23 protein-coding genes are annotated in these 25,084 nt (G+C 69.6%); 18 read left to right on the top strand and 5 right to left on the bottom strand.

Annotated elements, in window-relative coordinates:
* Positions 1 to 11 precede the first annotated feature (11 nt).
* Genes LRH25_RS27580 through LRH25_RS27590 form a run of 3 tightly spaced genes read left to right on the top strand, consistent with a single transcriptional unit; the run spans position 12 to position 1,962 of the window.
* Positions 12 to 1,505, top strand: coding sequence for a PAS domain-containing sensor histidine kinase (locus tag LRH25_RS27580; protein ID WP_231012923.1), 1,494 nt, complete (start codon positions 12 to 14; stop codon positions 1,503 to 1,505).
* A gap of 26 nt (positions 1,506 to 1,531) precedes the next feature.
* Positions 1,532 to 1,762 carry a hypothetical protein gene (locus LRH25_RS27585; protein WP_141289776.1) on the top strand — a complete coding sequence of 77 codons (231 nt, stop codon included), beginning with the start codon at positions 1,532 to 1,534 and terminating at the stop codon, positions 1,760 to 1,762.
* Positions 1,759 to 1,962: a hypothetical protein gene (locus LRH25_RS27590; protein WP_141289777.1), complete on the top strand. Its 204-nt coding sequence runs from the start codon at positions 1,759 to 1,761 to the stop codon at positions 1,960 to 1,962. Before LRH25_RS27585 ends, LRH25_RS27590 begins: the two co-directional genes overlap by 4 nt.
* A gap of 21 nt (positions 1,963 to 1,983) precedes the next feature.
* Here LRH25_RS27590 and LRH25_RS27595 read toward each other — a convergent pair whose 3' ends face one another.
* The gene (locus LRH25_RS27595) at positions 1,984 to 2,889 is read right to left on the bottom strand and encodes an alpha/beta hydrolase (protein WP_141289778.1); all 906 of its coding nucleotides are present in this window, start codon (positions 2,887 to 2,889) and stop codon (positions 1,984 to 1,986) included.
* 291 nt (positions 2,890 to 3,180) lie between these two features.
* On the opposite strand from LRH25_RS27595, the gene LRH25_RS27600 reads away from it, so the two are divergent.
* The 14 genes from LRH25_RS27600 (at position 3,181) to LRH25_RS27665 (ending at position 19,230) form a co-directional block, all read left to right on the top strand.
* Positions 3,181 to 3,402: a DUF1161 domain-containing protein gene (locus LRH25_RS27600; protein ID WP_141289779.1), complete on the top strand. Its 222-nt coding sequence runs from the start codon at positions 3,181 to 3,183 to the stop codon at positions 3,400 to 3,402.
* Positions 3,403 to 3,498: 96 nt separating this feature from the next.
* Positions 3,499 to 3,939: an HD domain-containing protein gene (locus LRH25_RS27605; protein ID WP_141289780.1), complete on the top strand. Its 441-nt coding sequence runs from the start codon at positions 3,499 to 3,501 to the stop codon at positions 3,937 to 3,939.
* Between the two features lie 127 nt (positions 3,940 to 4,066).
* Positions 4,067 to 5,743, top strand: coding sequence for a DUF2138 family protein (locus tag LRH25_RS27610; RefSeq protein WP_231012924.1), 1,677 nt, complete (start codon positions 4,067 to 4,069; stop codon positions 5,741 to 5,743).
* Position 5,744: 1 nt separating this feature from the next.
* The gene (locus tag LRH25_RS27615; RefSeq protein ID WP_231012925.1) at positions 5,745 to 6,407 is read left to right on the top strand and encodes a DUF1175 family protein; all 663 of its coding nucleotides are present in this window, start codon (positions 5,745 to 5,747) and stop codon (positions 6,405 to 6,407) included.
* Positions 6,404 to 11,071 (top strand): alpha-2-macroglobulin family protein, encoded by a 4,668-nt coding sequence (locus LRH25_RS27620; RefSeq protein WP_231012926.1) that lies wholly within the window; start codon positions 6,404 to 6,406, stop codon positions 11,069 to 11,071. Before LRH25_RS27615 ends, LRH25_RS27620 begins: the two co-directional genes overlap by 4 nt.
* A gap of 9 nt (positions 11,072 to 11,080) precedes the next feature.
* On the top strand, positions 11,081 to 12,730 hold the full coding sequence (locus tag LRH25_RS27625; RefSeq protein WP_231012927.1) for a DUF2300 domain-containing protein: 1,650 nt from the start codon (positions 11,081 to 11,083) through the stop codon (positions 12,728 to 12,730).
* Positions 12,731 to 12,740: 10 nt separating this feature from the next.
* On the top strand, positions 12,741 to 13,517 hold the full coding sequence (locus LRH25_RS27630) for a YfaP family protein (RefSeq protein ID WP_231012928.1): 777 nt from the start codon (positions 12,741 to 12,743) through the stop codon (positions 13,515 to 13,517).
* Positions 13,517 to 14,308: a YfaP family protein gene (locus LRH25_RS27635; protein WP_141288488.1), complete on the top strand. Its 792-nt coding sequence runs from the start codon at positions 13,517 to 13,519 to the stop codon at positions 14,306 to 14,308. Before LRH25_RS27630 ends, LRH25_RS27635 begins: the two co-directional genes overlap by 1 nt.
* Before the next feature lie 7 nt (positions 14,309 to 14,315).
* Positions 14,316 to 14,720 (top strand): hypothetical protein, encoded by a 405-nt coding sequence (locus LRH25_RS27640; RefSeq protein ID WP_141288489.1) that lies wholly within the window; start codon positions 14,316 to 14,318, stop codon positions 14,718 to 14,720.
* Between the two features lie 14 nt (positions 14,721 to 14,734).
* Positions 14,735 to 15,397 (top strand): M15 family metallopeptidase, encoded by a 663-nt coding sequence (locus tag LRH25_RS27645; RefSeq protein ID WP_141288490.1) that lies wholly within the window; start codon positions 14,735 to 14,737, stop codon positions 15,395 to 15,397.
* Between the two features lie 175 nt (positions 15,398 to 15,572).
* Positions 15,573 to 17,366 carry a GMC family oxidoreductase gene (locus tag LRH25_RS27650; RefSeq protein WP_231012940.1) on the top strand — a complete coding sequence of 598 codons (1,794 nt, stop codon included), beginning with the start codon at positions 15,573 to 15,575 and terminating at the stop codon, positions 17,364 to 17,366.
* Positions 17,366 to 17,992 carry a gluconate 2-dehydrogenase subunit 3 family protein gene (locus tag LRH25_RS27655; RefSeq protein WP_211361425.1) on the top strand — a complete coding sequence of 209 codons (627 nt, stop codon included), beginning with the start codon at positions 17,366 to 17,368 and terminating at the stop codon, positions 17,990 to 17,992. Before LRH25_RS27650 ends, LRH25_RS27655 begins: the two co-directional genes overlap by 1 nt.
* A 13-nt stretch (positions 17,993 to 18,005) precedes the next feature.
* On the top strand, positions 18,006 to 18,665 hold the full coding sequence (locus LRH25_RS27660) for a 3-keto-disaccharide hydrolase (RefSeq protein WP_211361426.1): 660 nt from the start codon (positions 18,006 to 18,008) through the stop codon (positions 18,663 to 18,665).
* A 10-nt stretch (positions 18,666 to 18,675) separates the two neighbouring features.
* Positions 18,676 to 19,230, top strand: coding sequence for a cysteine hydrolase family protein (locus LRH25_RS27665; RefSeq protein WP_141288493.1), 555 nt, complete (start codon positions 18,676 to 18,678; stop codon positions 19,228 to 19,230).
* 15 nt (positions 19,231 to 19,245) lie between these two features.
* Here the strand turns inward: LRH25_RS27665 and LRH25_RS27670 are convergent, their stop codons facing one another.
* The 3 genes from LRH25_RS27670 to LRH25_RS27680 all read right to left on the bottom strand — a co-directional run bounded on the left by LRH25_RS27670 (position 19,246) and on the right by LRH25_RS27680 (position 22,613).
* On the bottom strand, positions 19,246 to 20,589 hold the full coding sequence (locus LRH25_RS27670; protein WP_231012929.1) for a reverse transcriptase family protein: 1,344 nt from the start codon (positions 20,587 to 20,589) through the stop codon (positions 19,246 to 19,248).
* Between the two features lie 25 nt (positions 20,590 to 20,614).
* The gene (locus tag LRH25_RS27675) at positions 20,615 to 21,637 is read right to left on the bottom strand and encodes a pirin family protein (RefSeq protein ID WP_141290572.1); all 1,023 of its coding nucleotides are present in this window, start codon (positions 21,635 to 21,637) and stop codon (positions 20,615 to 20,617) included.
* A 346-nt stretch (positions 21,638 to 21,983) separates the two neighbouring features.
* The gene (locus LRH25_RS27680; protein WP_141290574.1) at positions 21,984 to 22,613 is read right to left on the bottom strand and encodes a response regulator; all 630 of its coding nucleotides are present in this window, start codon (positions 22,611 to 22,613) and stop codon (positions 21,984 to 21,986) included.
* Positions 22,614 to 22,756: 143 nt separating this feature from the next.
* On the opposite strand from LRH25_RS27680, the gene LRH25_RS27685 reads away from it, so the two are divergent.
* Positions 22,757 to 24,520 carry a sensor histidine kinase gene (locus tag LRH25_RS27685; protein ID WP_231012930.1) on the top strand — a complete coding sequence of 588 codons (1,764 nt, stop codon included), beginning with the start codon at positions 22,757 to 22,759 and terminating at the stop codon, positions 24,518 to 24,520.
* Here the strand turns inward: LRH25_RS27685 and LRH25_RS27690 are convergent.
* On the bottom strand, positions 24,507 to 24,941 hold the full coding sequence (locus tag LRH25_RS27690; protein ID WP_141291858.1) for a hypothetical protein: 435 nt from the start codon (positions 24,939 to 24,941) through the stop codon (positions 24,507 to 24,509). The genes LRH25_RS27685 and LRH25_RS27690 overlap by 14 nt on opposite strands.
* Positions 24,942 to 25,084: the final 143 nt, after the last annotated feature.

Genomic DNA, 25,084 nt, shown 5'->3' on the forward strand with positions numbered 1-25,084 from the left:
GAAGTCGCGCCATGCACGCTGAAGCGGTCTGGCGCGAAGCCCAGGCGGCGCTGCTGGACCACTTGCAGCGCCGCGATGCCGGTCATGCGCTGCAGCGCCTGGCCCGGTCCGTGGCCCATCTGCTGGACCGCCCTTGCGGGCTTCTTGCCCACGCCCAGCCGGCAGGCACCCCGCCCTGGCTTGGCGGCATCCAGGCCGACGCGGCACTGTTGCGCGGCACCGGCCAGCGTCTGCCGCTGCGCCATGCCGGCCACGAGGTCGGCGAACTCTGGCTGATGCCCGCACCGGATGGCGTGCCGGTCGAGCCCGGCACCGTCGCTCCGCTGATCGATGCTGCCGCCGCCCTGTTGGCCACCTGGCTGGAACAGCAAAACCTGGCCGCGCCGGCCTCGCTCACGCTGACCCGCAGCGCGCTGCGCGAAGCCGGCGCCTTCGTCTGGGAGTGGGACATTCGCAGCGACGTGCTGGGCGACATCGACGAAGGCGCGCTGATGCTGGGCTACGCCCCGCACCAGATCGGCAACACCCAGGCCGACTGGACCGCGCTGATCCACCCTGACGACATCGCCCAGGCCGAGGCCGCCTACCAGGCCCATTTACGCGGCGACAGCCCGCTCTACCGCACCGTCTACCGCGCCAAGGCGGCCGATGGCCAGTGGCGCTGGCTGGAAGAGCGTGGCCGCATCGTCGAGCGCGACGCCAACGGCCAGCCGCTGCGCATGTACGGCACGCAAGCTGACGCCAGCGTCGAAAAAGCGCTGGAGCAGGCCCGGCGCGACCAGCTCGCCGCCGAAGCCGCCAGCGCCGCCAAGACCCGGTTGCTCTCGCACATGAGCCACGAGCTGCGCACGCCGCTGAACGCCGTGCTCGGCTTTGCGCAGTTGCTGGAAATGGGCCGCCAGCCGCCGCTCTCCGAAGGCCAGCGCCGCCAGATCGGCCAGATCCGCCAGGCTGGTGAACACCTGCTGGCGATGATCGGCGACCTGCTGGACGTCTCTCTGATCGAATCCGGCCGCATGTCCATGCAGCCCGCACCGCTGGCGCTGGCCCCGCTGCTGGCCGACGCGCTGGCGCTGGTCCAGGCGCAAGCCCAGGCCGCCGGCATCACGCTGCACCTGGCACCGCCGCCCGAAGACGCCACCGTTCAGGCCGACCGCACCCGCCTGACCCAGGTCCTGATCAACCTGCTCGCCAACGCCATCCAGTACAACCGGCCCGCCGGCAGCGTCACGCTGTCGGCCGAACTGGTATCCGACGCGAACGCCTGGGTCATCGCCGTGCAGGACACAGGCCTCGGCATCGCCCCGGACCGCATGCGCCAACTCTTCCAGCCGTTCAACAGGCTTGGCCGCGAGCACGGGCCGGTGCCCGGGGCCGGGTTGGGACTCTCGCTGTCGCTCAGCCTGGTGCAGGCGATGGGTGGGACGTTGCAGGCGAGCAGTGATGCGCAGGGAAGTCGGTTCGAGGTGCGCTTGCCTGCCTTGCCGCCCGGGCCAGCCTCATGAAACATGCCGGCCCCGAAACGCTGACTTTGATCGCGCCGCTGCTGTCCGACATTCGCGCCTTGCCCGGCCTCACGGAACGCAAGCCCGGCATCTTCTACCGCCGCGGCGAGGCCTGGCTGCACTTCCATGAAGACCCGGCCGGGTTGTTTGCCGACGTGAAATTGCCGCCCGCCAAGGGCTTCACGCGCCTGGCAGTGGACACGCCGGAACAGAGGTCGGCATTGTTGGCATGTTTGGCCGGGCAGTGGCGCGCATGAGCACGTCAGCGTTGTTGCTCAGCGTGCTGTTTGGCGCCATCGGCTCCGGCTATTTCCTTTACGGGAGAAAGCAGCAGGCCGTGGTGCCCTTGCTCTGCGGCCTGGTGCTGATCGTGATGCCGTATTTCATTCCGAATGCCGCGCTGCTGGTCGTGGCGGGCGTTGCGGTGTCGGCCATTCCCTATTTCTACCGAATCTAGCCAACGGTCGCGGGTGGCGGGTCACCCCAGAAACTTGCGGGCGCGCAACCAGGCTGCGTACTGCTCGGGCCACTGTGTGGTCTCCGTGCCTGGCCGGCCCATGCCGAAGCCGTGTTTGCCATTGGTGAAGCGGTGCATCTCGACGGGTACACCGGCATCGCGGCAGGCCTGGGCCATGATCAGCGTGTTGTGAGGATCGGAGATCGGGTCGTCCTCGGCCTGCGCGAGGAACATGTCGGGGCAGCGCGCACGCACATGCGTCTGCACGGACCACTCGCGTGCTTGCGCCTGGGATGGGTCCTTGCCGACAAGCACCTTGCGGGTCGAGGTCTTGTCGTAGGGCGCCTCCAGCGTGATGACGGGGTAGATGAGGGCGCAGGCATCGGGCTTGGCGGACTGCTCGTCGACGCTGTCGATCGCGGTGTAGGACGCGAAGTCGGACCAGGCCGATGCCAGGCCCAGCAAATGGCCGCCCGCTGAGAATCCGAGCACACCCACTTTTTGAGGATGGACACCAAAGCTTCGCGCATTCGCACGGATGAGGCGGATGGCCCGTTGCGCATCCTGCAGCGCGCAGGCAGTGCCGGCGGCCCAGCCTTCGCCTGGCAGCCGGTAGCTCAGGACAAAGGCCGTGATGCCGCGCGCCGCCAGCCAGGCAGCGGCCGGATCGGCCTCCATCGCCATCTCGATGCGCTTGTAGCCGCCGCCAGCCGCGATCAACACGGCTGCGCCATTGGGTTGCAGCGGGGCGATCCGCGTCAGCGAGGGGCGGCCGATGTTGCTCACCGCGCCCTTCTTGTCGGTGATCGCCTCGCCGCCGGGGCCGCCTCCGCCGGGCGGGTTACCTGGCCACAAGGTCAGTTGCGCTTCGTTCGGCGCAGCAGCACGCGCGGCTCCCAGAAACGGCGCGAATGCGGCCGCGGCCATGAGGCTTCGGCGCGTGAGATGGGCAAGAGGGGCGGACAAAATTTCTCCTGTGGACGCGCCGGACGACGATGGCGCGCTCGGCGTTGAATGAACGGCTGCGCCTCGCGTTCCGTGCACGCAGCATCGCCCGAAGCCGCTTGGCCCGTGAATCTTGACGTTTTTCGGTTCAGCGATTCGCCGTGCTTTTCCTGTAGCGTTCGCCCCCGTGGTTCAGGTTTGGAGAAGGGCCGGTTTGACCCACGGCCTGCCAGACCTGCGGTTTCCCCAACACCCCGACCTGAAGGCCCATCCATGAAACACGCCGTCGTCCTCCTGCTCGCCATCCTGGTGTCCGCGCAAGCAAGCGCGGCCAAGCCATGCGAAGAACTCAAGTCCGAGATCGCCGCCAAGCTCGAAGCCAAGGGCGTGACGAACGCAGTGCTCGAAGTCGTGGACAGCGACAAGGTGGGCGGTGCGAAGGTGGTCGGCAGTTGCGAGGGTGGTGCCAAGAAGATCACGTACGCGAAGAAGTAGCGCCACCACGGCAGCCGCACCCCGCGAGCTTGGGCTGGCGCTACATTTCCAGCAAGACCGATTGATGCGGTTGTCATCACCCAAGCGAGCCTCACCATGTCGACACTCGAACGCGCCATCGAAATCGCCGCGGCCGCCCATGCCGGACAGGTCGACAAGGCCGGCCAGCCCTACATCCTGCATCCGCTGCGTGTGATGTTGCGGGTCAGCGGCGAGCATGCGCGCATGGCCGCGGTGCTGCACGACGTGGTGGAAGACACCGACGTGACACTGGCGCGGCTCGCGGCGGAAGGCTTCGCGCCCGAGGTGGTCGCGGCCGTCGAGGCCCTGACCAAGCGGCCCGGCGAAACCCGGATGGCTGCCGCCGCGAGGGCTGCGGTCGACACCATCGCCCGCAGCGTCAAGTTGGCGGACAACGCCGAGAACATGGACCTGAGCCGCATTCCCAATCCCACCGAGAAGGACCACGCGCGGCTGGAGGAATACCGGGCCGTTCGTGCCCTGCTGCTGCAGGCGGAAGGCGCACCTCCTGCCTGATCGGCGCGGATGCGTTGACGCCTTGTTACGCCCGCAACCCCCTGAATGGGGAGCGATTCGCGGCATCGCCGTCGCAGCCGCAAGTTAGAGTCTCAGCCCGTTCGAGATGACAAGAGGGCAGGGGCAGGTGACGCTCGCGCAACACAAGAAAAAACTGATCGCCGTGGGTGCGGTGGTGCTGCTGGGCGTGGCGGCTGCCGCGGTCTGGCTGGGGCGCAGCCACTTTGCCGGGCGCATCAATGCGCTGGGCGTGGACCTGCAGCGGCCAGCCGCTTATGTGGCCACGCCTTCGCTGGTGAAGCTCTCGCAGGACCTGGTGAAGGCGCCGGTGCTGCGCGAGCTGCTCACCGAAGACTTCACCTTCTACTACGAGGCCCACGAGGACAAGCTGGGCCTGGCCGGGGCCATCCGCCGCATTGCCTACGAGCACGACACCAAGCTCAGCGACGAGCTGCTGACGCTCGCACTCGACCAGCCGGCCGAGGTCGCGCTGTGGGCCGACGACCGCGGCGCCGCGCGCCACTGGGCGCTGGCGATGACCCGCGACACGCTGGCCAAGGCAGTGCAGGGCCTGGCCACGCTGGCGCTGGACGACAAGCAGCTCAGCGTGTTGGCCGAGGTGCCGCTGGCCCGCTTCGGGCGCGACAAGCTCACCGTCTACGCGCTGACGCTTTCGCCGCGGCGCACGCTGGCGCTGGCCGCCAAGGGCAACCGCGTGGTCGTGCTGTCGGACCCTGGCCTGCTGTTCGACGACGAGCGCAACCCCGACGACCACGCCGCCGAAGTCCTCAGCGCGCTGCTCTCAGGCAGCAGTGGCGACCAGGGCCTGTGGCGCCGCCACTTCGGTCTTGCCGGTGCACCGGGTGCGGACCACACACTGGTCGCCAGCGGCCCGCTGCTGGCCTTCGGTTACCAGCATTTCTTCCCGGCGTTGAAGGCGCTGCGGGTGGACGTGGCGCCCGGCGGCACGGCCCTGCACACCTGGCTGCGCCAGGGCGGCGCATGGCCCGCTTCGCCGTGGGCGGCCTTGCCCTCGCAGCCGGCCGCCTGCGCCGCGCTGCCGGTCAACTGGGCGCTGGCCCGGCCGGTGCTGGACGGCAGCAAGACGCCCAAGGCCGCCGCAGCCGATGCCGCCAGCGACGCCACGACGGACGACGCCAGCGCCGAAGCCAGCAGCGACACGCCCGCCCCCGAGCTGCCGCCCGAAGTGCGCGCCGCGCTGACCGACATGGCCCAGCGCTTCGACGGCCCGGCCGCCGTCTGCTGGTACGCCGGCTCGCAGCTGCACACCCCCCTGCTGGTGGCCCACGCCAAAGGCACGCCGCCGGACGCGGCCACGCTGCAAGCCTTCATGCAATGGTGGCTGCCCAGCAGCGCCGCCTGGCAGCCAGGCCAGCCCGCCGCGGAAGTGAGCGCGCCCTACGGTGCCAAGCCCGCCAAGCAAGGCTCGGCCTACCGCCTGGCCTTCAAGCGCGCGGGCGACTGGTGGCTGTTCTCGCCGGACGCCGCGCTGGTGGCCAAGGCCGAAGACGCGATCGCGCGCCGCTATCCCAGCGTGGCCGATACCTTGGGTGGCGGCAACGCCGTGGCAGTTGCGACGCCAGCGCAGATCGCCGAGCTGATGCGCCGCGAGACGCTGGCCGTGCTGGGTGCTAACCAGCAGGACTTCCGCCAGGCCGCCGAAACGCAGTTGCTGCCGCGACTGGCCGCCTTTGGCAAGCTGCCCGCTGCGCAGGCCGTGCCCACTGGCACGCCGGACGGCCAGGGCTGGGTGCCGTTGGATTGGCGTCCGCTGGCGCCCTGAGATGCGCAACACGTTCTCGCCCACCCGCCGCCAGCTCTGCGGCGCCGGCCTGGCAGGTGTGCTGACCAGCCATGTGCCGGCCAGCCTGGCGGCCGATGCCGCGCCGCCGCTGGACGCCGCCCAGTCCCGCGTGCTGCGCGACTGGATCACCGTGCTGATCCACGCCCAGGTCGAGCAAGGCCCCACGCCGCGCTGGACGCACCGCGACTGCGCCGGCCTGGTGCGCTTCGCAGTGGCCGAGGCGCTGCGCCCGCATGACCTGGCCTGGCGCCAGGCCATGGGCTTGATGGGCCAGCGCCTGCCGCCGGACCTGGACCCGCAGCTCACCGCGCCGCTGCGCAACCAGTGGCGCCGGGCCGACGGCAGCCAGGGCGCCTTTGTCTCGGCGCTGGAGCTGGTGCAGGGCAACACGCGCTTCATCGGCCGCCAGCTGGCGCAAGCCCAGGCGGCTGACCTGCTGTTCTATGACTTTGGCGACGACCAGCACCTGATGGTCTGGATGGGCCGCTACATCGCGTACCACACCGGCCGCCACGACGCGCACGACAACGGCCTGCGCGCGCTGCGCCCGTCGCAGCTGATGGCCTGGAACGACACCCGCTGGCGCCCGGCCAGCGACAACCCGAATTTCGTCGGCCTTTACCGGCTGGCTTTCATCGCATGAGCCTCGCTCCCTTTGCCGCCCTTCGTCGCGTTCTGGCGTTCGTTGCCTTCGCCAGCTTTTTGGCCACGCCGGCGCTCAGCCCCGCGGCCGACGAGCCGCCGCTGCCGAACTTTCACAGCCCGTTTGTTGGCGAGCCGTTTTTCCTGCTGTCCGACGCGACCTTCGGCAGCACCGAGCCGGCCCAGGTGCGGCTGGAGATCAACTCGCCCGAGAGCCTGGCCACCAGCGGCGGCGTGGACGTGGTGCTGTACCGCGTGCCGGAGCCGCTGGCCTTCCTGCAGAAGCAGCGCAACCTGCACCGCATCCAGGTCGACAACAAGCCAGCCGGCGAAGGCCTGGCCAACACGCTCACGCACCTGTGGGACAGCTGGGTCGTCAAGGCCCGGCTGGCCTGGCAGAAGCTGTTCTCCGGCAACGCCCGCCGCGCGGTGACGCAGCAGGCGCCCGCGCTGAAGACCTCGCCCACGCTGACCCGCCCGTCCAACTTCGAGGAGCCGCCGCAGTTCAAGCCGCTGCCCGGCCTGCCCGTCGCCACGCGCTTTCGCTACCCGGTGCAGCTGGCCAAGCCCATCCAACCGCCGAAGGATTTGAAGCTGGCCGGCAGCAGCAGCGAGTTCATCGCGCCCAGCCAGGGCAATGTGTTCATCCCGCTGGGGCCGCAGAAGCCCGGCCTGTACCTGGTCGAAGCCATGGCCGGCCAGCACCGCGCCACCACGCTGCTGTTCGTCAGCGACACGCTGGCGCTGACCAAGGTCTCGGGCGAGCAGATGCTGGTCTGGGCCACGCAGCGCCAGGCCGGCCAGGCGGTGCCCGGCACGCAGGTCGTGTGGACCGACGGCGTGGGCGTGCTGCAGTCCGGCAAGACGGACGCGCAAGGCCTGCTGCGCATGGCGCGCAGCGCGCCGGAGCAGACCTATGCGTTCGGCCAGGACCCGAGCGGCGGCGTCTTCATCTCCGAAAACTTCTACTACGACAGCGAGATCTACAACGCCAAGGTCTACGCCACCACCGACCGCCCGCTCTACCGCCCTGGCGACCAGGTCCTGCTCAAGGTCACCGGCCGCGAGTTCAAGAACGCACGCGACTCGGTGCCCGTGGCCGACGGCGACATCGCCTTGACCGTGCGCGACCCGGCCGGCCAGGTCGTCGCCACCCAGACGCTGGCCTTCAACGGCAAGACCGGGGCCGACGGCCGCTTCCAGCTGCCTGACAACGCCGCAGCCGGTGGCTACGAGCTGCTGATGACGCTGCGCGGCGACAGCTACACCGCAGCCTTCCGCGTGGCGGACTACCAGAAGCCGCACTTCGAGATCCAGTGGGTGCCCGACAAGGCCGACTTCGCCACCGGCCAGCCGGTCAGCGGCGTGATCCAGCTCGCCTACCCGGACGGCAAGCCCGTTGCCAGCGCCCACCTCTCGCTCAGCGCCCGCGCGCAGGCGCTGAGCATGGTCGAAGGCGAGCTGGACTACAGCGGCGCCTTCCCGCTCAAGCTCAGCCAGACCGAGCTGGAAACCGACGGCAGCGGCAAGGCCAAGTTCTCGCTGCCCGCCGCCGAGCTGCCCAGCCGCTACACGCTGACGGTGCTGGCCACGGACGGCGCCGCCTACCGCGTGCGCAGCACCCGCGAGCTGCTGGTCGAACGTGGCAGCGCCGGCTGGCTGCTGCAGGCCGAGCGCCAGTTCTCCACGCCGGGGCAGAACACGGCATTCCGCTGGAGCCCCAGCCGCCGCGCGAGCGACGTGGCCCCGGTCGCACCCACGCAATGGGAATGGCTGCGCCTGGAAGACCGCCAGAAGGCCAGCGGCAAGCTGGATGCTGCGGGCACCGCAGCGGGCGGCAGCGTGGCCCTGAACTTCCCCAAGCCCGGCTCCTACACCGTGACGCTGCGCGACGCGAACCAGCGCATCGTCGCCGCCAGCCCGCACTTCGTCGCCGGCGAGGGCCTGAAGGCGCCGGCCGGCAGCATCAGCATCGTCTTCGACAAGCTGCGCTATGCGCCCGGCGACACCGCCGAAGCGCTGGTCACCTTCCCCGAGACTGTGGACCAGGCGCTGCTGACGCTGGAGCGCGAGCGCGTGGAAGCCGCCGCGCTGCTGACGCAAGGCGGCGAAGGCTTCAGCACCCAGCGCCTGGGCCCCACGCAGTGGAAGCTGAAGGTCGCGGTGAAGGAGACGATGAGCCCGAACATCACCGTCTCGGTGGCCTACGCCAAGAACGGCGACAGCGTGTTCCAGAACCAGGGCCTGGCGGTGGTGCAGCCCAAGGTGGCGCTGGCCTTCAAGACCGACAAGCCGGTCTACCAGCCGGGTGAAACGGTGAACGTCGAAGTCTCCACCACGGTCGCCGGCCAGCCGGTCGAGGCCGAGGTGGCGGTGGGTGTGGTGGACGAGATGATCTACGTGCTGCAGCCCGAGATCGCGCCCAGCATCGAGGACTTCTATTTCCACCCCCGCCGCAACAACGTGCGCACCAGCGTCTCCTTGAGCTTCATCGGCTACGACCTGGCCACGCGCGCCCTGGGCGAGCTGCCTGGCCGCCGCGCCGAGCCGCAGCGCGCCATCAAGGTGCTGGAGCGCCCGCGCCGCGACAACATCGACACGGCGGCCTGGGAACCCCGGCTGCACACCGACGCCAGCGGCAAGACCCGCTTCAGCTTCAAGATGCCGGACTCGCTGACCCGCTGGCGCTTCACCGGCCGCGCGATGTCCGCAAGCGGCCTGGTTGGCCAGCAGACCGCCTGGGTGCGCAGCGACAAGCCGTTCTACGCCAAGTGGACCAGCCCGGACTGGCAGCGCGTGGGCGACAAGGCGCAGGCCAGCCTGGCGCTGTTCAACCAGGGCAGCAGCGCGCAGGCGGTCGAGTGGTCGGCGCAAGGCGCTGGCGTGGCCCAGCAAGGCAGCGTTACGCTGCAGCCGGGTGCCAACTTCGTCAACCTGCCGCTGAATGCCGAGCAATACGGCGCGGCCGACCTGACCATCACCGTGAAGGCCGGCGGCAAGGTGGTGGACACGCTGGCGCAAGCCGTCAAGCGCCTGCCCATGGGCTGGACCAGCCCGCGCGAGCTGGTGCTGGACCTGGCCGCGGGCCCGGCCGCGCTGCAGCTGCCGCCGGACGCGCGCAACCTGCGCGTGACCCTGGCCACCGACCCGGCCGCCGGCGCCTTCAGCCGCTGGATGGACGAGCTGGTCGAGTACCCGTACGGCTGCGTGGAGCAGACGGCCAGCCGCATGCTGCCGCTGAGCATCGCGCTGCAATCGCTGTCCGCAGCGCAGCAGCCGCTGGCGCCCATGCTCACGCAGCGCCTGGCCACTGCCCGGCTGTCGCTGGCGCAAATGGCCGGCCCCGAGGCCAAGTTCGGCTGGTGGGGCCGCGGCATGGCGCCCGACGCCTTCCTGACCGCCTACGCCTATTACGCCGACTGGCGCGCCACGCAAGCCCTGCGCACCACGCTGCCGGCCGAACACTGGCAGCGCCTGCTGGACGTCTACGCCAAGGACGGTGCCAAGCAGCCGCCGCTGCAGCGCGCGCTGGCCTTGAGCTGGATGCAGGAGATCGGCTTGCCCGTCAACAGCATGGTGGACGCATTGCTGGACGAGCTGATGACGGCCACCGATGGCAAGGCGGACGCCGCGAATGCTGTCGCAAGTGCCGCGCGCCGCGGCAGCGTGGTCATGAGCGAAGAAGCCGGCGGCACGCGCGACCTGGCGCTGCTGCTAGCGGTGCAAACCGCCGGCAGCCGCGCCACCGCGCCGCAGCGCGCCGAGGCAGACGCCGCGGCGACGCGCCTTGCGCCGTCGCCGTCCCCCTTCGTGCAAAGCCTGCTGGTGCTGGCCAGGAAGGGCGGCGCGGCCCAGGCCGGCGCGCTGCTGGCCCAGGTGCGTGGCGAACAGCCCACCTTCGACCGCGCGCAGGCGCTGATCTGGCTGCACAAGGCGCTGGGTGGCCAGCCGGACGTGCGGGCCGATGCCGGTGCCTTGCCGGCCCCGTGGGTCGCCAGCCAGGGCAGCGTGGGCCAGCCGCAGTGGACGCTGCCGGCCGGCGCCATCCGCCCACCCACCGTGGCGGCGACGGGCGCCGCGAAGTTCGCCTTTGTCGCCTTCGACAGCCTGGACAGCGGCAAGGCCGCGCCGCTGCCGGTCGGCATCACGCGCCAGCTGTTCCGCGTCGTGCCACAGGCCAAGGCCAAGCCGGCACCGGCCGCTGCCGCCTCGGGCGTCGCGCCCGAGCCGGTGGTGGACGACGGCCGCATGGACGTCAAGCTCGAAGCCGTCAAACCCGGCAGCACGCTGGACACCAACACGCTGTACCTGGACGTGCTGACCGTCAAGCGCAGCGCCGGCAATGGTTCGCTGCGCTGGGGCGTGCTGGACGTGGCGCTGCCGCCGGGCGCCGCGGTGGAGGCCACCACCTGGGGCCTGGATCTGGCCAGTGCAGACGGCAAGGTCCAGCCGCTGGAACGTGCCATCCACCAGCCCACGGCCCAGGGCTATGCCGTGCCGGTCGAGCAGCTGGGCGCGGACGAATCGCAGGTCTACCGCCACCTGCTGCGCTTCTCGCAGCGCGGCCGCTTCGTGCTGCCGCCGGCCCGCTACTACCGCATGTACGAGCCGGAGGCCAAGGCGGTGGAGGCCGGCAACGCCTGGGCGGCGGTCGAGGTCAAGTAGGGCAAGGCGATGGCGGCGCAACGGCACTGGCAGACCATCGCGGGCGGCGTGCTTGCGATGACGGCCGCTTGTGCGTGTGCGGCGCCTCCTTCCACGGTGCTGGCCTGGCGCGTGCCAGGCGGCGAGCTGCGCAGCAACGCACCGCTGCCCGCCACCGTGCCGTTGGGAAGTACCTGGAAGCTGTTTGTCTACAGCTACCTCATTTCAATCGGTGCGCAGGAGCCGGTTTACCGCTGCGAACGCGCGCAGCGCGAGGCCGGCGACGAGTACTGCTGCGACCCCGGCGAAAGCATCGGCCGCGACGCCGCGCTGCAGCGTTCCTGCGGCGCCTACTTCGCGCCGCGACGCCTGGGGCTGACGGACGCGAACTGGCGCCGTTTCTGGTCTGAACTGGACGCGCCGGCCTGGCTGCTCTCGCTGCCTGCGCTGCAGCCCGCCACCACGGTGCCGCCCGAGCGCCTGCTGGATGCGCTGCAGCACGTGCCTGCCGCCGGCCGCGTCGCCGCCCGCGAGGCGCTGCTGCCCAACACCTTGCGCGAGCCGGCGCTGCTGGCTGCGGTGGGCAGCTCGCCGCGCTTCAAGACCTGGTCATGGTTTGACGGTCAACAGGAGCGCTGGGGCGGTGCCGCCGGCTGGCTGGCGGATGGGGCACCGTTCTGGCTGGGCGCGCCCGGCACCGGCCAGAAGGTGCTGGCGCGTGAGGCCGGCCGGCTCGCCGAAGCCTGGCAGGCCAGCGGCCAGCTGGAAGGGGCGCCCGAGGCCGTTGCGCTACAGGCCCAGCCCTGCGTGGACGTGCGCCTTTTCGCCCGCTACCCGCTGGCCAGCGTCAAGCGCCAAGGCCAGCCCGCGGCACCCGGCCCGCTGACGGCCGGTGCCCGCTACGCCCTGCGCTTCGCCAACGGCCAGTCGCTGGAAATTCCCGGCCAGCCCGAGCTGCTGCTGGGGGCCGGCCCGCAACTGCAGGCCCGCCTGCCGCTGGAGGACTACGTGGCCCGCGTGGTGGACCGTGAAGGCGACGCCCGCGAGACTGCCGCCGCGCGTGCGCTGGCCGTCGCCGCGCGCAGCTGGCTGCGGCAGAACGCCGCCACGCCTGGCGGCTGCCTGCAGGTGGCCGACGACAGCCGCGCCCAGCGTGTCAGCCCGCGCCCGCCCTCCGACGCCGCACGTGCTGCAGCCGCTTTCACCGCCGGCCTGGTGCTGGACGGCGCGCCGGTGCATTACCGCAGCGACGGCGCCGCGCCGCAGCTGATGGGCTGGCGCGAGGCCGTCGCCGCCAGCCGCGCCGGCAACAGCTTCGAGGCCTTGCTGCGCAATGCCTATCCCGCAGCCGTGCTCGCCGGCTGGCATGACGACAGCGACTGCGCGCCGCTGCCGCTGGCCGCCGCCTGGCTGGGCGAACGCTCGGCGCGCTGGGGCCGCGTGCTGCGCGCCGAAGCCGGCTACGAGCCGCCGGACGCGCTGCCGCAAGTCTGCGAGCTGGGCCAGGGCGTGCCGCATGCCGACCCGCGCCGTGGCCGCATCTTCCTGCGCGAATGGCAGAGCCGAGAAGGCCGCGTCACGCTGATCCACGAATACCTGCACCTGGCCTTCCGCCGCCATCCGCGCGGCCAGGATGAAACCTACATCGAGCGCCTGGCCCAGCAGCTGGCCGACGTTTGAGGAACCTTTGATGCCCCGCCACCTTTTCCTCCTGTTGTCTTCCCTCCTGGCTTGCACCGCGCAAGCCCAGCAGTCGCCCGGCATCGACACGCCACGCGGCGGCTGGCGTGCCAGCGACAGCACCGGGCAGGACTTCGTTCAGGAGGTCCACTACCCGGCCTCCAACGTCAACACCGCAGGCCGCAGCAGCACTGCTTTGATCGCCGGCCGCATCGGCAATGAGATCGCGGCGAGGCCGAAAGATGGCCGCAGCGTCGCTCGGCTGGTGGTGGACGGCGTGGCGCTGCCGCTGAGCGTGGGCGAAGACGGGCAATACGCCCGGCCCTGGTCGTTTGGCGCCGGCTCGCATGGCGTGAGCGTGCGCGGGCCGGGCGGCACCGAGAAGCGCGTGCAATTCATCGAGGCCAATCCCGGCCGCGCGCCGGTCAAGCTGCGCGTGGTGCTGAGCTGGGACACCGACCAGACCGACCTGGACCTGCACGTCGTCTCGCCCGATGGCCAGCACGCCTGGTACGGCGAGCGCGTGGTGGCCAACGGCGGTGCGCTGGACGTGGACGTCACGACAGGCTTCGGACCCGAGATCTACGCCAGCCGCGCACCGGTGCCCGGGGTCTATCACGTCTACGTCAACTACTTCGGCGCCGGCGAACAGCGCGACGTGATCACCGTGGCCCAGGTCGCAGTCATCGAAAACGAAGGCACGCCCAGCGAGAAGCAGCAAACCTTCCGCGTACCGATGCGCAAGCCCGGCGAGCTGACCCTGATCCGTTCCTTCGTGATCCCGTGATGCGTGCCGTCCTGATTGCCTTGCTGCTGGCCGCCGGTGTGTCCGCGATCGCAGCCGACCGCGACATCCAGCACCCCGCCGGCGGCTGGACCCACAGCGGCCTGCTCGACAACGGCGACACGGTCGGCTACGCCTACCCGAACAACCTGATCGACCGCGGCGGCCAGCGCGGCCGCACGCTGATCGAAGGCCAGCTCAAGGCGTTTGACAAGACCCAGCGCCATCCGCCCACGCTGGTCGTCAACGGCAACGCCATGCCGCTCTACAGCGACCAGGAAGGCCGCTTTGCGCGCCCCTATGCCTTCGGCCCAGGCAGCAACACCATCTCGCTGCGCGGCACCGACGGCAAGACCCAGCAGCGCGTGCAGTTCTACGACGCCAACCCGCTGAAGACCAAGGCCCAGGTCCGCATCATCCTGGCCTGGGACGATCCGCACGCCGAGCTGGACCTGCACGTGCTCACCCCCGATGGCGGCCACGCCTTTTTCGGCAATCCCATCCTCGCCACCGGTGGCGGCCTGGACGTGGACAGCGTGGACGGCGCCGGCCCAGAGATGTTCTCGGTCACCGCGCCGGTGCCCGGCGTTTATCACGTCTACGTCAACTACTGGGGCAACTTCGGCGACCAGGGCTACCACTTCGACGAGTCCACCCGCCAGCAACCCATCATCACCGGCCGCGTCACGCTGGTCTTCGACGAAAACACCGGCGCCGAACGAAGAGAGACCTTTGTCGTGCCGATGCGCAAGATCGGCGAGCTGCAGCTGGTGCGGTCGTTCCGCCGCGGATGATCCAGCCATGGCCTACGCCTACTGCCCACGTTGCGATCGCTCGTTCCGCTACAGCACGGATGCACCGGAGGGGCCTTCGTGGCTGAAGGAGCTGGCTCGCGCCATTGGTCGCGGTGATCAAGCCTTGGCCCTCTGCTTCGGCTGCTGGCGTCTGCCGCGTGTCGGCGATGAAGTGCAGGTGCTACATCCACCGTACGATCTTTTGGATCGCGTCCAGCGTGGAAGCTCGGGGCAGGTGATCGAGATCGTGGCAACGCCGGAGGGCGTCACGTGCTACCTCGTTCAGTCCCCTTTGGATGCGATGGGCGAATCGATTTGGACGGCTGTGTTTCGTCGGCATCAGATCAAATTGATGAATGCGGAAGAAGGCCGAACCCTTCGATTGCGGCTGCCCGGTTCCGAAATGTCTTGAACTTTCCATCTCACATGTTTCCGACCGTCGCCGACGACTGCATCCAGAAACTGCCGGTACAGGACAACGGAGAGCCGCTGGTCCCGCTGGTGGCCGAGGCCGGCGGCGCGCTGCTGCTGGACGAGTCGCCGCAGAACGTGGCCCACCTGGGCTACGTGCCGGACTTTCGGCTTCGCGCTGGTGCGGCGCAGCGCCTGGCGGCGGTGGCCGCGTCTCTGCCGGCAGGGACGCGACTGCTGGTCAAGGAGGCCTACCGCCCGCTGGCCATTCAGCACCGCTACTTCGACCGCTACTTGGCCAAGTTGCGTGGCCTGCATCCCGAGATGGATGCTGCCGCGCTGCGCCTGCTCGCCGCCCGCTTCATCGCCCCGCCGGACTGTGCGACCCACGTGACCGGCGGCGCGGTCGACGTGACCCTGGCCGACGCTTCTGGCCGTGAGCTGGACATGGGCACCGCCTACGACGCCTCTCCCGAGGTGAGCGAGAACCGGTGCTTCACCGGCGCCGAGGACATTCCCGAAGCTGCACGGGCACTGCGTCGCTGTCTGGTCGACGCCATGCAGTCCCAGGGCTTCGTGAACTACCCGTACGAGTGGTGGCACTGGTCGTTCGGGGACAAGTATTGGGCGCATGGTGCGGGGCAACGGGCGGCACCGTACGGTCCTGCGCCAGGTTGATCGGGACGAGTTGGCGTCCAACGGCTGGAAGCATGTCTGCAAGTCCGTACATGCGACGGGCGAGACCTCGGCCATTTTGTGGCGCGTCGTTGTGCGACCATGAGGTTGACGGCCACAAGCCGGCCGCCACCCACCGCTCGCCACGCGCCAGCCAAGGAGGACTTTCTTGCCATTCGTGACCCCTCGCACCCTGCAGAAGGACTACGACGTGATCGTGGTTGGTTCGGGGGCCGGTGGCGGGCAGACGGCTTACACCCTCGCGATGGAAGGCGTGAAGGTGTTGATGCTGGAGGCCGGCCGGAACTACGACATCGCGGCGGAGACGCCGATGTTCCAGACCTATGCCGACGCGCCCTTGCGCGGCGCCGGCACGCCGGACAAGCCCTTCGGCTTTTACGACGCCACCATCGACGGCGGCTGGGCGGTGCCGGGCGAACCGTACACCAGGGCCTCCAAGGAAGATGGCCGGCAGTTCGAGTGGTGGCGGGCTCGCATGCTGGGCGGGCGCACCAACCACTGGGGCCGCATCGCGCTGCGCAACGGGCCGTACGACTTCAAGCCGCATTCGCGCGACGGCCTGGGCTTCGACTGGCCGATTGGCTATGAGGACCTGGCGCCGTATTACGACAAGGTCGAGATGCTGATCGGCGTCTACGGCTCCAACGAGGGGCTGGAGAACACGCCTGATTCGCCGGACGGCTGCCTGCTGCCGCCGCCGGCCGCCCGCGTGGGCGAGCGGCTGGTGCAGCAGCGCGGTGCCACGCTGGGTGTGCCGGTGGTGCCCATCCACCGTGCAGTGCTCACCCGGCCGCTGGACCACAAGACGATTCCCGCCAAGCTGCACCCGGGCAACGAGCGCGCCCAGCGCATCATTGCGCAGGACATGCAGGCCCGGGCCGCTTGCTTCTGGGCCACGCCCTGCAGCCGTGGTTGCTCCATCCGTGCGACCTACCAGTCCACCGCGGTGCATCTGCCGCCGGCGCTGGCCAGCGGCGCGCTGGACATCGTCTGCAATGCGATGGCCTACGAGGTGGTGACCGACAAGGCTGGCAAGGCCACCGGCGTGCGCTTTGTCGACAAGACCAATGGCCAGCACGAACTGGTGACGGGCCGCGTCGTGGTGCTGGCAGCCAGCGCCTGCGAGTCGGTGCGCATCCTGCTGAACTCCAAGTCCGCGCAGTTCCTGCATGGCGTGGCCAACAGCAGCGGCAAGCTGGGCCGCTACGTGATGGACACCGTGGGCAGCGACCTGGGCGGCCAGATCCCGCTGCTGGAAAACCTGCCGCCGCACAACGAGGACGGCGCTGGCGGCTCGCACCTCTATGCCCCCTGGTGGCTGTACCAGCAGCAGGCCAAGGGCCAGATGAATTTTGCGCGGGGTTATCACATCGAGCTGGGCACCGGCCGGCGCATGCCGTCCATGGGCACTGCGGCGGAGCTGGAGTGGCTCAACGGCGGCACTTACGGCCGGCAGCTCAAGGCCGACGCGCGGCGCTACTACGGCTCGTTCGCCTACTTCTCCGGCCGGGGCGAGATGATCCCCAACGAGCAGTCCTACTGCGAGATCGACCCGGCGGTGAAGGACAAGTGGGGCATTCCGGTGCTGCGCTTCCACTGGCAATGGTCGGACCACGAGACGCGCCAGGCCGCGCACATGCAGAAGACCTTCGCCGAGATCATCGAGGCCATGGGTGGCAAGGTGCAGGGCAAGGCCGAACTGGACGGCCGCAAGGCCATCGCGGCGGGCGGTTCCATCATCCACGAGGTGGGCGGCGCCATCATGGGCAGCGACCCGCAGCGCTCGGTCACCAACGCCTTCTGCCAGACCTGGGACGTGAAGAACCTGTTCATCACCGACGGCGCGCCGTTTGCTTCCAACGCCGACAAAAACCCCACGCTGACCATCATGGCGCTGGCCTGGCGTGCGGCGGACCACATCGTCGAGCGCTTGCGCCGCAAGGAGCTGTGATGACCATGCAAAGACGCGAATCGCTGCAATGGATGCTGGCCGCGGCCACCTTGCCGGCCTGGTCGCCCACCGGTGCGGCCGTGCCCAAGCCGCGGCCCACCGGCTACGGCACCGACCCGAACCTGGTCAAGACCTACCGCGCCGGCGAGCTGTGGCCGCTCAGCTTCAGCGAGCGCCAGCGGCGCTGCGCCGAGGTGCTGTGCGCGGTCATCATCCCGGCAGACGAACACTCGCCCAGTGCGGCCGAGCTGCAGGTGCACCAGTTCATCGACGAATGGGTCAGCGCGCCTTACCCGGACCATGTGAAGGACAAGGCGCTGATCGTGCAAGGCCTGGCCTGGATGGACGCCGAAGCCGGCCGTCGCTTTCGCAAACCGTTTGCCGAAACAAGCGCTGAGCAGCAGCACGCCGTGTGCGACGACATCTGCAGCGTGGCCGCCAAGACCAGCCCGCGCTTTGCCAGGCCGGCCCGGTTTTTCGCCCGCTTTCGCGACCTCACGGCCGGCGGTTTCTACACCAGCCCGCAAGGCATGAAAGACCTGGGCTTTGTCGGCAACACGCCTTCCGAAACCTTCGACGGCCCGCCGGCCGAGGTGCTGAAGATCGTCGGCATCCGCCCTGTTTGAACCGAAGATGCGCATGAACAAACTGACCTTGATCGCCGGCCTGCTGCTTGCACAGGCGGCCACCGTGTTTGGAGCCGAAGTGAACACCCTCAGTCCCACCGAGCAGGCAGAAGGTTGGCAACTGCTGTTCGACGGCAAGAGCCTGGACAACTGGCGTGCCAGCGACGCGCCCGGCACCTTCAGCGTGAAGGATGGCGAGATCGTCGTGCACGGCCCGCGCTCACACCTGTTCTACCTCGGCCCGGTGGCCAACCACGACTTCAGGAACTTCGAGCTGCGCGTCGACCTGAAGACGTATCCGAAAGCCAACTCCGGCGTCTACTTCCACACCCAGTGGCAGGAGAAGGGCTGGCCGGACAAGGGCTACGAAGTGCAGGTCAACAACTCGCACAGCGACCCCAGCCGCACGGGAGGGCTGTGGGGCATCGTCGACTACTCCAAGGTACCGGTGCCCGACGGCCAATGGCTGACGATGAGCATCCGCGTCGAAGGCAAGCACGTGGTCACCCGCATCAATGGCGAGCGCATCGTCGACTACACCGAGGAAGCCAACCCGCCGCGGCCCGAAGGCCTGGAGCAGCGCCTACTGGCCAGCGGCACCTTCGCGCTGCAGGGTCACGACCCCGGCAGCGAAACGCATTTCAGGAACCTCAAGGTGAAAGTGTTGCCCTAGGAGACAGGTCATGGCCACGGTACGCGAAGGCAGTCGTTCGATCTTGCTGGTGGTGGACGTTCAGGTCGGTGTGGTGCGGAACGCTTGGCAGCCGGTGCCGGTGGTGGCGCAGGTGCAGCGCGCGGTCGAGCGCGCCCGCGCGGCGGGGGCGCCGGTGCTGTGGGTGCAGCATCACAACCAGGAAATGCCACGGGACTCGGCGGACTGGCAATGGGCGCCGGGTCTGGCGCCTGCGCAAGGCGAGACGCGCATCCACAAGCAGTGGAACTCGGCCTTCGAGGACACGCCGCTGGACGGCGAGCTCGCGCGGCTGGGCGCCACGCACATCGTGCTGGCCGGCGCGTCCAGCAACTGGTGCATCCGTGCCACCGCCTACGCCGCGCTGGACCATGGCTACGACCTCACGCTGGTGTCGGACGCGCACACCACCGACTCGATGACGCTGGAAGATGGCAGCGTGATCGAGGCGGCGATGGTGATCCGCGAGCTGAACATTGCGATGCGCTGGCTGGAATATCCAGGCCGCAAGAACCACGCGGTGCCGGCGGAAGAACTGGTGTTCTGAGGCTGGTTCGCTGACTCAGCGCGCCCAGTCGATCTGCGCCAGCAGGCCTTGCAGCTTCGCGGCCTTGGCCGGGTTGAGCTGTGCCGCCCAGGCCACGCGGCCTTGCAGGTGGCCGCGCCAGTCGGCATGGCCTTCGCGGTTCTGCGCCGCAGGCCCGGCCGTCACGCACTGGTGCAACACGGCCTTGAGCCGGTCGAATTCGTCGCGCGGCAGGTTGGGCCGCTGGTTCACCACGATGCTGCAGACCGACTGCCGGCGCCCGGCCGTCTGGCAACGCGTCTTGCGGTGGTTCAGCGCCAGGCCTTCTTCCAGCGCGATGCGGCCGACCCAGCGTTCCACCCGCTCGGCCAACCCTCCCAGTTCCGCGCCGCCGGAGATCACCAGGTCGTCCGCATACCGCGTGTAGCGCGCGCCCAGTGCAAAGGCCAGGCCGTCCAGCCGCAGGTCCAGCCGGAAGGCGCAGAGGTTGGCCAGCGCGGCCGAGGTGGGCGCGCCTTGCGGCAGGTGCGCGTCGCGCAGGCGCTGCAGCTGCGGCCAGCTCAGCGAGCCGGCCTGGTGCCGGCGGTGCAAGACTGGCTCCGGCGTGGCCACGGTGCACAGCGCGGCCAGCGCGCGGGCGACCGCGGCCGGGTAGCCCAGCGTTGCGAACAGCGCATGCACGCGAGAGTGGCGCACCGAGGCGAAGAAGTCCTGCAGGTCGAACTTCAGCACCACGGCCTGGCCGGCATGCGCGCGTGCATGGTCCAGCACCGAGCGGCCCGGCGTGTAGCCGCAGGCGGCCTCATGCGGAGGGACCCGGTTCAGCACGGCGTCCAGCAGCTTGCGCTGCAAGGCCATCAGGTAAGGCTCGGGCACTTCCAGCAGCCGGAAGCCACCGCTGCGCTTGGGCAGCAGCTGGCTGCGGTAGTGCTGCTGGCCCAGCGGCTGCTTGCGCTGGCGTTCGCGCGCCAGCGTCAACCGCCACAGGCCGGCGGCCGGAATGCCCAGCCAGCGGCTCAGCGCCGGCACGTCGGGCCAATCCGGCAGTTCGAGTTCGTCCAGGCCCAGCGGCCGCGGCTGCATGCCACCTGGCAGTTCCAGGAAGTAGTGGCGCACCTGCGGCCGCTCGTGCGCGAGCCAGGCGGCTTCGAAGCTGTCGTCCGCCTCCACCAGGTCGGCCAGCCGGTTCAGGGCCTGCGGTGTGGCAGCGCGCCAATGCTCGCCAGGCAGCTGTGCCACGCGCTCGGCCAAGGAGCGGTACCAGGCCGCCTTGCGCCCCAGGCAGGCCTGCAGGCGCGCGGCCAGCCCGTCCACCCGCGGCGGACCGGCCATCATCGCGCGCGCCATGGCCAGCGCGGTGAAGCGACGAACGCTGGTCATCGGCGACGCGAGACGCGGGCCTGGCCTACGGGCGCTCGACCTCGTCGCCGCGCTTGGCAAAGCGCGCCGCCTCCGGCCCGTGCACCAGCTCGGCTTCGGGCCAGGGCCAACCGCCGAACTGGGTGCGCTGGTAGTCGGCAAAAGCCTGGCGGATCTCCGCCTCGGTGTTCATCACGAACGGGCCGTATTGCGCCACCGGCTCGCCGATGGGCTTGCCTTGCAGCAGCAGGAATTCGGCCTTGGCGCTGCCCTGGTTGACCAGCTCGACGGCGCTGCCGGCGTGCAGCTCGATGGCGGCATGACCTGCCATCGGCTGCCCGGCCACCGTGACCTTGTCACCTGCGAAGAAGTAGAGCTGGCGCCGTGTGTCCGGCCCGTTGGCCGCCGGCAGCGTCCATGCCGCGCCGGGGTCCAGCTGCACGGTCCAGATCGCCACGTCGCTGTCATCCGCCGAGGCCCAGGAATGCGGCGGTGGTGCCAGCGGCTCGGCGGGCAGCTCGGCCAGGCGGCCGGCGATGCAGGTCACCTCGGCCCGTGCGCCGTTGGGGCCGCTGGGCACGACGAGGTGTGGAATGTCCTTTGACCAGAACATCGTGAAGTGCGGGTCGGCCATCTTGCTGCGGGCCGGCAGGTTCAGCCAGATCTGGAACAGCTCCAGCGGGTTGGGCGCCTCGGTGTCCAGCAGCGGAAACATCTCGCCATGCACGATGCCCTTGCCAGCGGTGAGCCACTGCACGTCGCCCTGGCCGTAGCGCGCTGCCGCGCCCAGCGAGTCCGCATGGTCGATCCAGCCGCGGCGCACGATGGTCACCGTCTCGAAGCCGCGGTGCGGGTGCGGCGGGAAGCCAGGCACGCCCTGGCCGTGGTACATGCGCCAGCCGTCGGCATTGTGGAAGTCCTGCCCCAGCGAGTGGCCGGCCAGCGAAGCGGCGGGGCCGTAGCGGCCGTTGGCCTTGGGGTACGCGTCGTCGTGGTAGACGCAGAACAGGAAGGGATCGAAGGTCGGCCAGGGAAAGCCCAGCGGCGCCAACTTCAGGACGGGGTTCATGGCAGGTCTTTCGCAGAAGAAGCGGCCAACCACCCAACCTGCGGGTGATGCGTGAGCTGATTGGCAAACAGCCACTCCGCTCACGCCCCGAAAGTACCAGGCAAACCATCAACCGCGGGGGTACCCCGCGGCGCGAAGACGCCACCGCCAGCACGAGGCTGCCGAAAGAGGCTTCGCCGAGAACTTGGGTGGCGGCCGCACGGTCATCATAGATGGCGCTCCGCAGGCACTGCGCGAGTGCTGCCGTGTCCGCTTCGGCGCTCCGGGTGGGCGGCCGGGTCACCGCAATGGGCCGCCGAGCGCCCGGCCCCGAGCCCCGAGCCCCGCCCGGCGCATTCGCAGCTTCTCAGCTGGTCAGCCAGCCCAGTGCATGCGCTTTCAGCACCAGCTGGGCCACGCTGTTGACCTCCAGCTTGCGCATCAGGTTCTCGCGGTGCTTGTCCACCGTCTTGGGCGACAGCGACAGCAGCTCGCCCATCTCGGCATTGCTCAGGCCGTCGCCAATCAGCTTGACGACCTGCATCTCGCGGCGGGTCAGCAGGCCTTCGCCCGGCGCCATCAGCGCGGCCACTGCGGCGGGGATCACCCGCTGCCCTTGCATCACGGCGCGCAGGTTGGCGAGCAGGTCTGCCGCGCTGCTGTCCTTCAGCAGCACGCCATCGGCCTGGGCGTCGGCCAGTTGCTTGAGCACCCTGCCGGCGCTGCTGCCGGTCAGGAACACAATGCGCAGCCCGGGTTGCGTGTGCTTGAGGTGGTTCACCACCGCCGAGCTGTCGCCGCCTGGCATGTGATAGTCGATCAGCAGCAGGTCCGGTTGCGTCAGGCGGAGCAGGTCCCTCAGTCCGAGCAGGTCCTGCGCCTCGCCCACCACCTGGAAACCGGCATCCCTGGTGAACAGCAGCTTGAGGCCTTCACGGAACAGCGCGTGATCGTCTGCGAGCAGCACTTTGACGGCGACCGGAGCTTGGGTTGGCAATGAACTGTCCTGACGGCGTGACGACCGGAGCGATCCGGCGGATTATCGCCAGCCTGCTGCTGATTGGCGCGGCGGCGATGCCCGCGTGGGCGGCGCCTTGTGTGCTGCTTGCGAACGAGGCCAGTCCGGACATCCAGCCCTGCATGAGCGAGAGGCCCGCGGCGGACGGCCTGCGACACCTGCGCATCGAGCTGTCCTGGGCCGGCCCCGGTGTGCTTCAGCGCGTGCTGGACCTTCGCGTGCCGGACGCACTGTCGCTGGCGGTGCGCCAGCAGGCCGTGGCATCAGACGGCAGCATGACAGGTCCGCCGCTGCTGCTGCAGGCCTTGCGGGCGGACTCGGCGTATGCCGAGCGTCTGCTGCCCAGCCCGCGCATCGCGGTGCCGCTGTCTCTCGCGCCAGGCCGCCACCTCATCGAGCTGGACTACCGCATTCACCTGGACGGCCGGCTGTATCCGCGGCTGGACGACGGCGCCGGCTGGCGTGCCCGCAATGCGCTGGGCGACATGTTCAGCGGCATGCAGTGGGGCCTGATGCTGGCCTCGCTGCTGCTGGCGGTGATGACCCGCGTGCTCGCCAGGACGCCGGTCAACTGGGCCTATGCCGCGCTGGTGGTGGTGCACGGCGCCGGGCTGGTGCAGATCCGTGGCGACGCCTTTGCCTACCTGTGGCCCCAGGCGCCGATGTTCAACCAGGGCATCACCGTGCTGGCGGTTTCCCTGGTGCTGTGCACCCATGCCTGGTTCGCCACCCAGTTCCTGGACCTGCGCGAGCGCTGGCCGCCGGTGTACCGCCTGCACCTGCTGCTGCTGGCGCTGCTGGGCCTGAACCTGCTGCTGCAGCGGGGGGAGGCCGCGGCGGCCGGTGCCGGGGTGTTGGCGCTTGCCTATGCCGCGCTGGCGTTCGCGGTGAGCTGGCGCAGCCTGCGCAGCGCAGCGGCAGACGCCAGGCTCTACACCGCCGGCACCGCGAGCTACGTGTTGTTCACGATCGTGCTCTTCGTGCCCTTTGCCGCCGGCCACAACCCGTGGCCGAGCTTCGACTTCCTGGTGCTGCCGGAGATCGGCTACATGCTGGAAACGGCATGTCTTGGTGCGGCCATGGTCTGGCGCGTGCGCCGCATGCAGCAGCGCCAGGCAGCGGCGCGCGAGCAGCAGCTGCAGGACGCACAAGGCCTGATCGAGGCCGAGTCGGCCCGGCTGGCCGCCCATGCCCGGGCCGAGCGCAATACGCTGCTGCTGGCCGGTGCCGGCCACGACCTGTCGCAACCGCTGGCCTCGCTGCGGATGGCGCTGGCTGCGCTGCAGCTGCCGCAAGGCCAGGAGCCGGTGGCCCACCACCTGGAGCGCACCATCGCCTATGCCCAAACCTTGCTGCGCGACATGCTGGCCGAGGCACGCAATGAACACCGTGCGCACGACGACCGCGTCTCGCTCGGCGACTGCATCACCCAGGTGGCGCGGGCGCACGCCGGTGCGGCGGCGGCCAAGGGCCTGGCGCTGAGGGTGGTCGACACCCAGGTCGAGGTGCGCGCCTCGTCGCTGCTGCTGGCCCGGGTGCTGCACAACCTGGTCGGCAATGCCGTGCGCTACACACCGCGTGGGCGGGTGCTGGTGGGCGTGCGCCGGCGCGCAGGCGGGGTCGAGCTGCAGGTGCTGGACACCGGGCCCGGTTTGCGGCCGGACCAGCTGCAACTGCTGCAACAGCCCTTCCAGCAAGGCACGGCCGCCGCGGCCGAAGGCCACGGCCTGGGCCTGTTCATCGTGCGCACGCTGTGCGAGCAAAGCGGCTTTCGCTTGCGCGTGGCCTCGCGCGTGGGGCGAGGCAGCGCGTTCTGCGTGTGGGTGCCGCTGGGGCCGGCCGGCGAGCCAGGCCCACAGCGCAGTGTCCCCTTTACTTCTTCGTGAAACGCACGACGGTGGTGCCGCTGTTGTCCGAACAGAATTCGTCCGTGATGTAGCCCCACACGCTGTCGTTGGGGGCGGTGACCTCGATCGTCTTCTTGACATTCGGCTTGGCGACCATGGCCTTCTCGTATTGGAAGTCGCTGCCGAACAAGCTCAGGTTGACCTCGGGTTGCGGGCAGTAGCCAATGGTCGGGCAGAGGTCCACCGTGCTCGACAACACCGTCATGCTCCAGGTACCAATGGGCAGGGCGATGCGCGGGAAAACGTTGTACGTGCCGCCTCCGGCTTCGATGCAGTGGGCATGTGCATCGATCGTGAGGTCGAGGTGCGTGCTGGCTTGCGCGCTCGCGGCGAAGACGATGAGGCCGAAGCTGGCAGCCTTGGCCAGGCGCTTGGTACGTTGCAGGTGAATGATGTTCATGATGGTTCTCTCCTTGGGTTTCTGTGCAAGGCCCCTGTTGATGAGGCCGATGTGTGTGCCTTGCGCGGACGGTGCCGGCGAGGTGCCGATGCATCAGGCACAGCTGCACGATAGGAGTTCGTCCGCGCCGCTCACATCAGGTA

The sequence above is a fragment of the Ideonella azotifigens genome (assembly GCF_021043325.1).
In the GTDB taxonomy this organism is placed as follows: domain Bacteria; phylum Pseudomonadota; class Gammaproteobacteria; order Burkholderiales; family Burkholderiaceae_C; genus Ideonella; species Ideonella azotifigens.

Excerpts from the sequence above, each read along its gene's own strand:
- LRH25_RS27580 (WP_231012923.1), top strand. The coding sequence starts at position 12 with ATGCACGCTGAAGCGGTCTGGCGCGAAGCCCAGGCGGCGCTGCTGGAC.
- LRH25_RS27590 (WP_141289777.1), top strand. The coding sequence starts at position 1,759 with ATGAGCACGTCAGCGTTGTTGCTCAGCGTGCTGTTTGGCGCCATCGGC.
- LRH25_RS27595 (WP_141289778.1), bottom strand. The coding sequence starts at position 2,889 with ATGGCCGCGGCCGCATTCGCGCCGTTTCTGGGAGCCGCGCGTGCTGCT.
- LRH25_RS27600 (WP_141289779.1), top strand. The coding sequence starts at position 3,181 with ATGAAACACGCCGTCGTCCTCCTGCTCGCCATCCTGGTGTCCGCGCAA.
- LRH25_RS27605 (WP_141289780.1), top strand. The coding sequence starts at position 3,499 with ATGTCGACACTCGAACGCGCCATCGAAATCGCCGCGGCCGCCCATGCC.
- LRH25_RS27615 (WP_231012925.1), top strand. The coding sequence starts at position 5,745 with ATGCGCAACACGTTCTCGCCCACCCGCCGCCAGCTCTGCGGCGCCGGC.
- LRH25_RS27620 (WP_231012926.1), top strand. The coding sequence starts at position 6,404 with ATGAGCCTCGCTCCCTTTGCCGCCCTTCGTCGCGTTCTGGCGTTCGTT.
- LRH25_RS27625 (WP_231012927.1), top strand. The coding sequence starts at position 11,081 with ATGGCGGCGCAACGGCACTGGCAGACCATCGCGGGCGGCGTGCTTGCG.
- LRH25_RS27630 (WP_231012928.1), top strand. The coding sequence starts at position 12,741 with ATGCCCCGCCACCTTTTCCTCCTGTTGTCTTCCCTCCTGGCTTGCACC.
- LRH25_RS27635 (WP_141288488.1), top strand. The coding sequence starts at position 13,517 with ATGCGTGCCGTCCTGATTGCCTTGCTGCTGGCCGCCGGTGTGTCCGCG.
- LRH25_RS27640 (WP_141288489.1), top strand. The coding sequence starts at position 14,316 with ATGGCCTACGCCTACTGCCCACGTTGCGATCGCTCGTTCCGCTACAGC.
- LRH25_RS27645 (WP_141288490.1), top strand. The coding sequence starts at position 14,735 with ATGTTTCCGACCGTCGCCGACGACTGCATCCAGAAACTGCCGGTACAG.
- LRH25_RS27655 (WP_211361425.1), top strand. The coding sequence starts at position 17,366 with ATGACCATGCAAAGACGCGAATCGCTGCAATGGATGCTGGCCGCGGCC.
- LRH25_RS27660 (WP_211361426.1), top strand. The coding sequence starts at position 18,006 with ATGAACAAACTGACCTTGATCGCCGGCCTGCTGCTTGCACAGGCGGCC.
- LRH25_RS27665 (WP_141288493.1), top strand. The coding sequence starts at position 18,676 with ATGGCCACGGTACGCGAAGGCAGTCGTTCGATCTTGCTGGTGGTGGAC.
- LRH25_RS27670 (WP_231012929.1), bottom strand. The coding sequence starts at position 20,589 with ATGACCAGCGTTCGTCGCTTCACCGCGCTGGCCATGGCGCGCGCGATG.
- LRH25_RS27675 (WP_141290572.1), bottom strand. The coding sequence starts at position 21,637 with ATGAACCCCGTCCTGAAGTTGGCGCCGCTGGGCTTTCCCTGGCCGACC.
- LRH25_RS27685 (WP_231012930.1), top strand. The coding sequence starts at position 22,757 with ATGAGCGAGAGGCCCGCGGCGGACGGCCTGCGACACCTGCGCATCGAG.
- LRH25_RS27690 (WP_141291858.1), bottom strand. The coding sequence starts at position 24,941 with ATGAACATCATTCACCTGCAACGTACCAAGCGCCTGGCCAAGGCTGCC.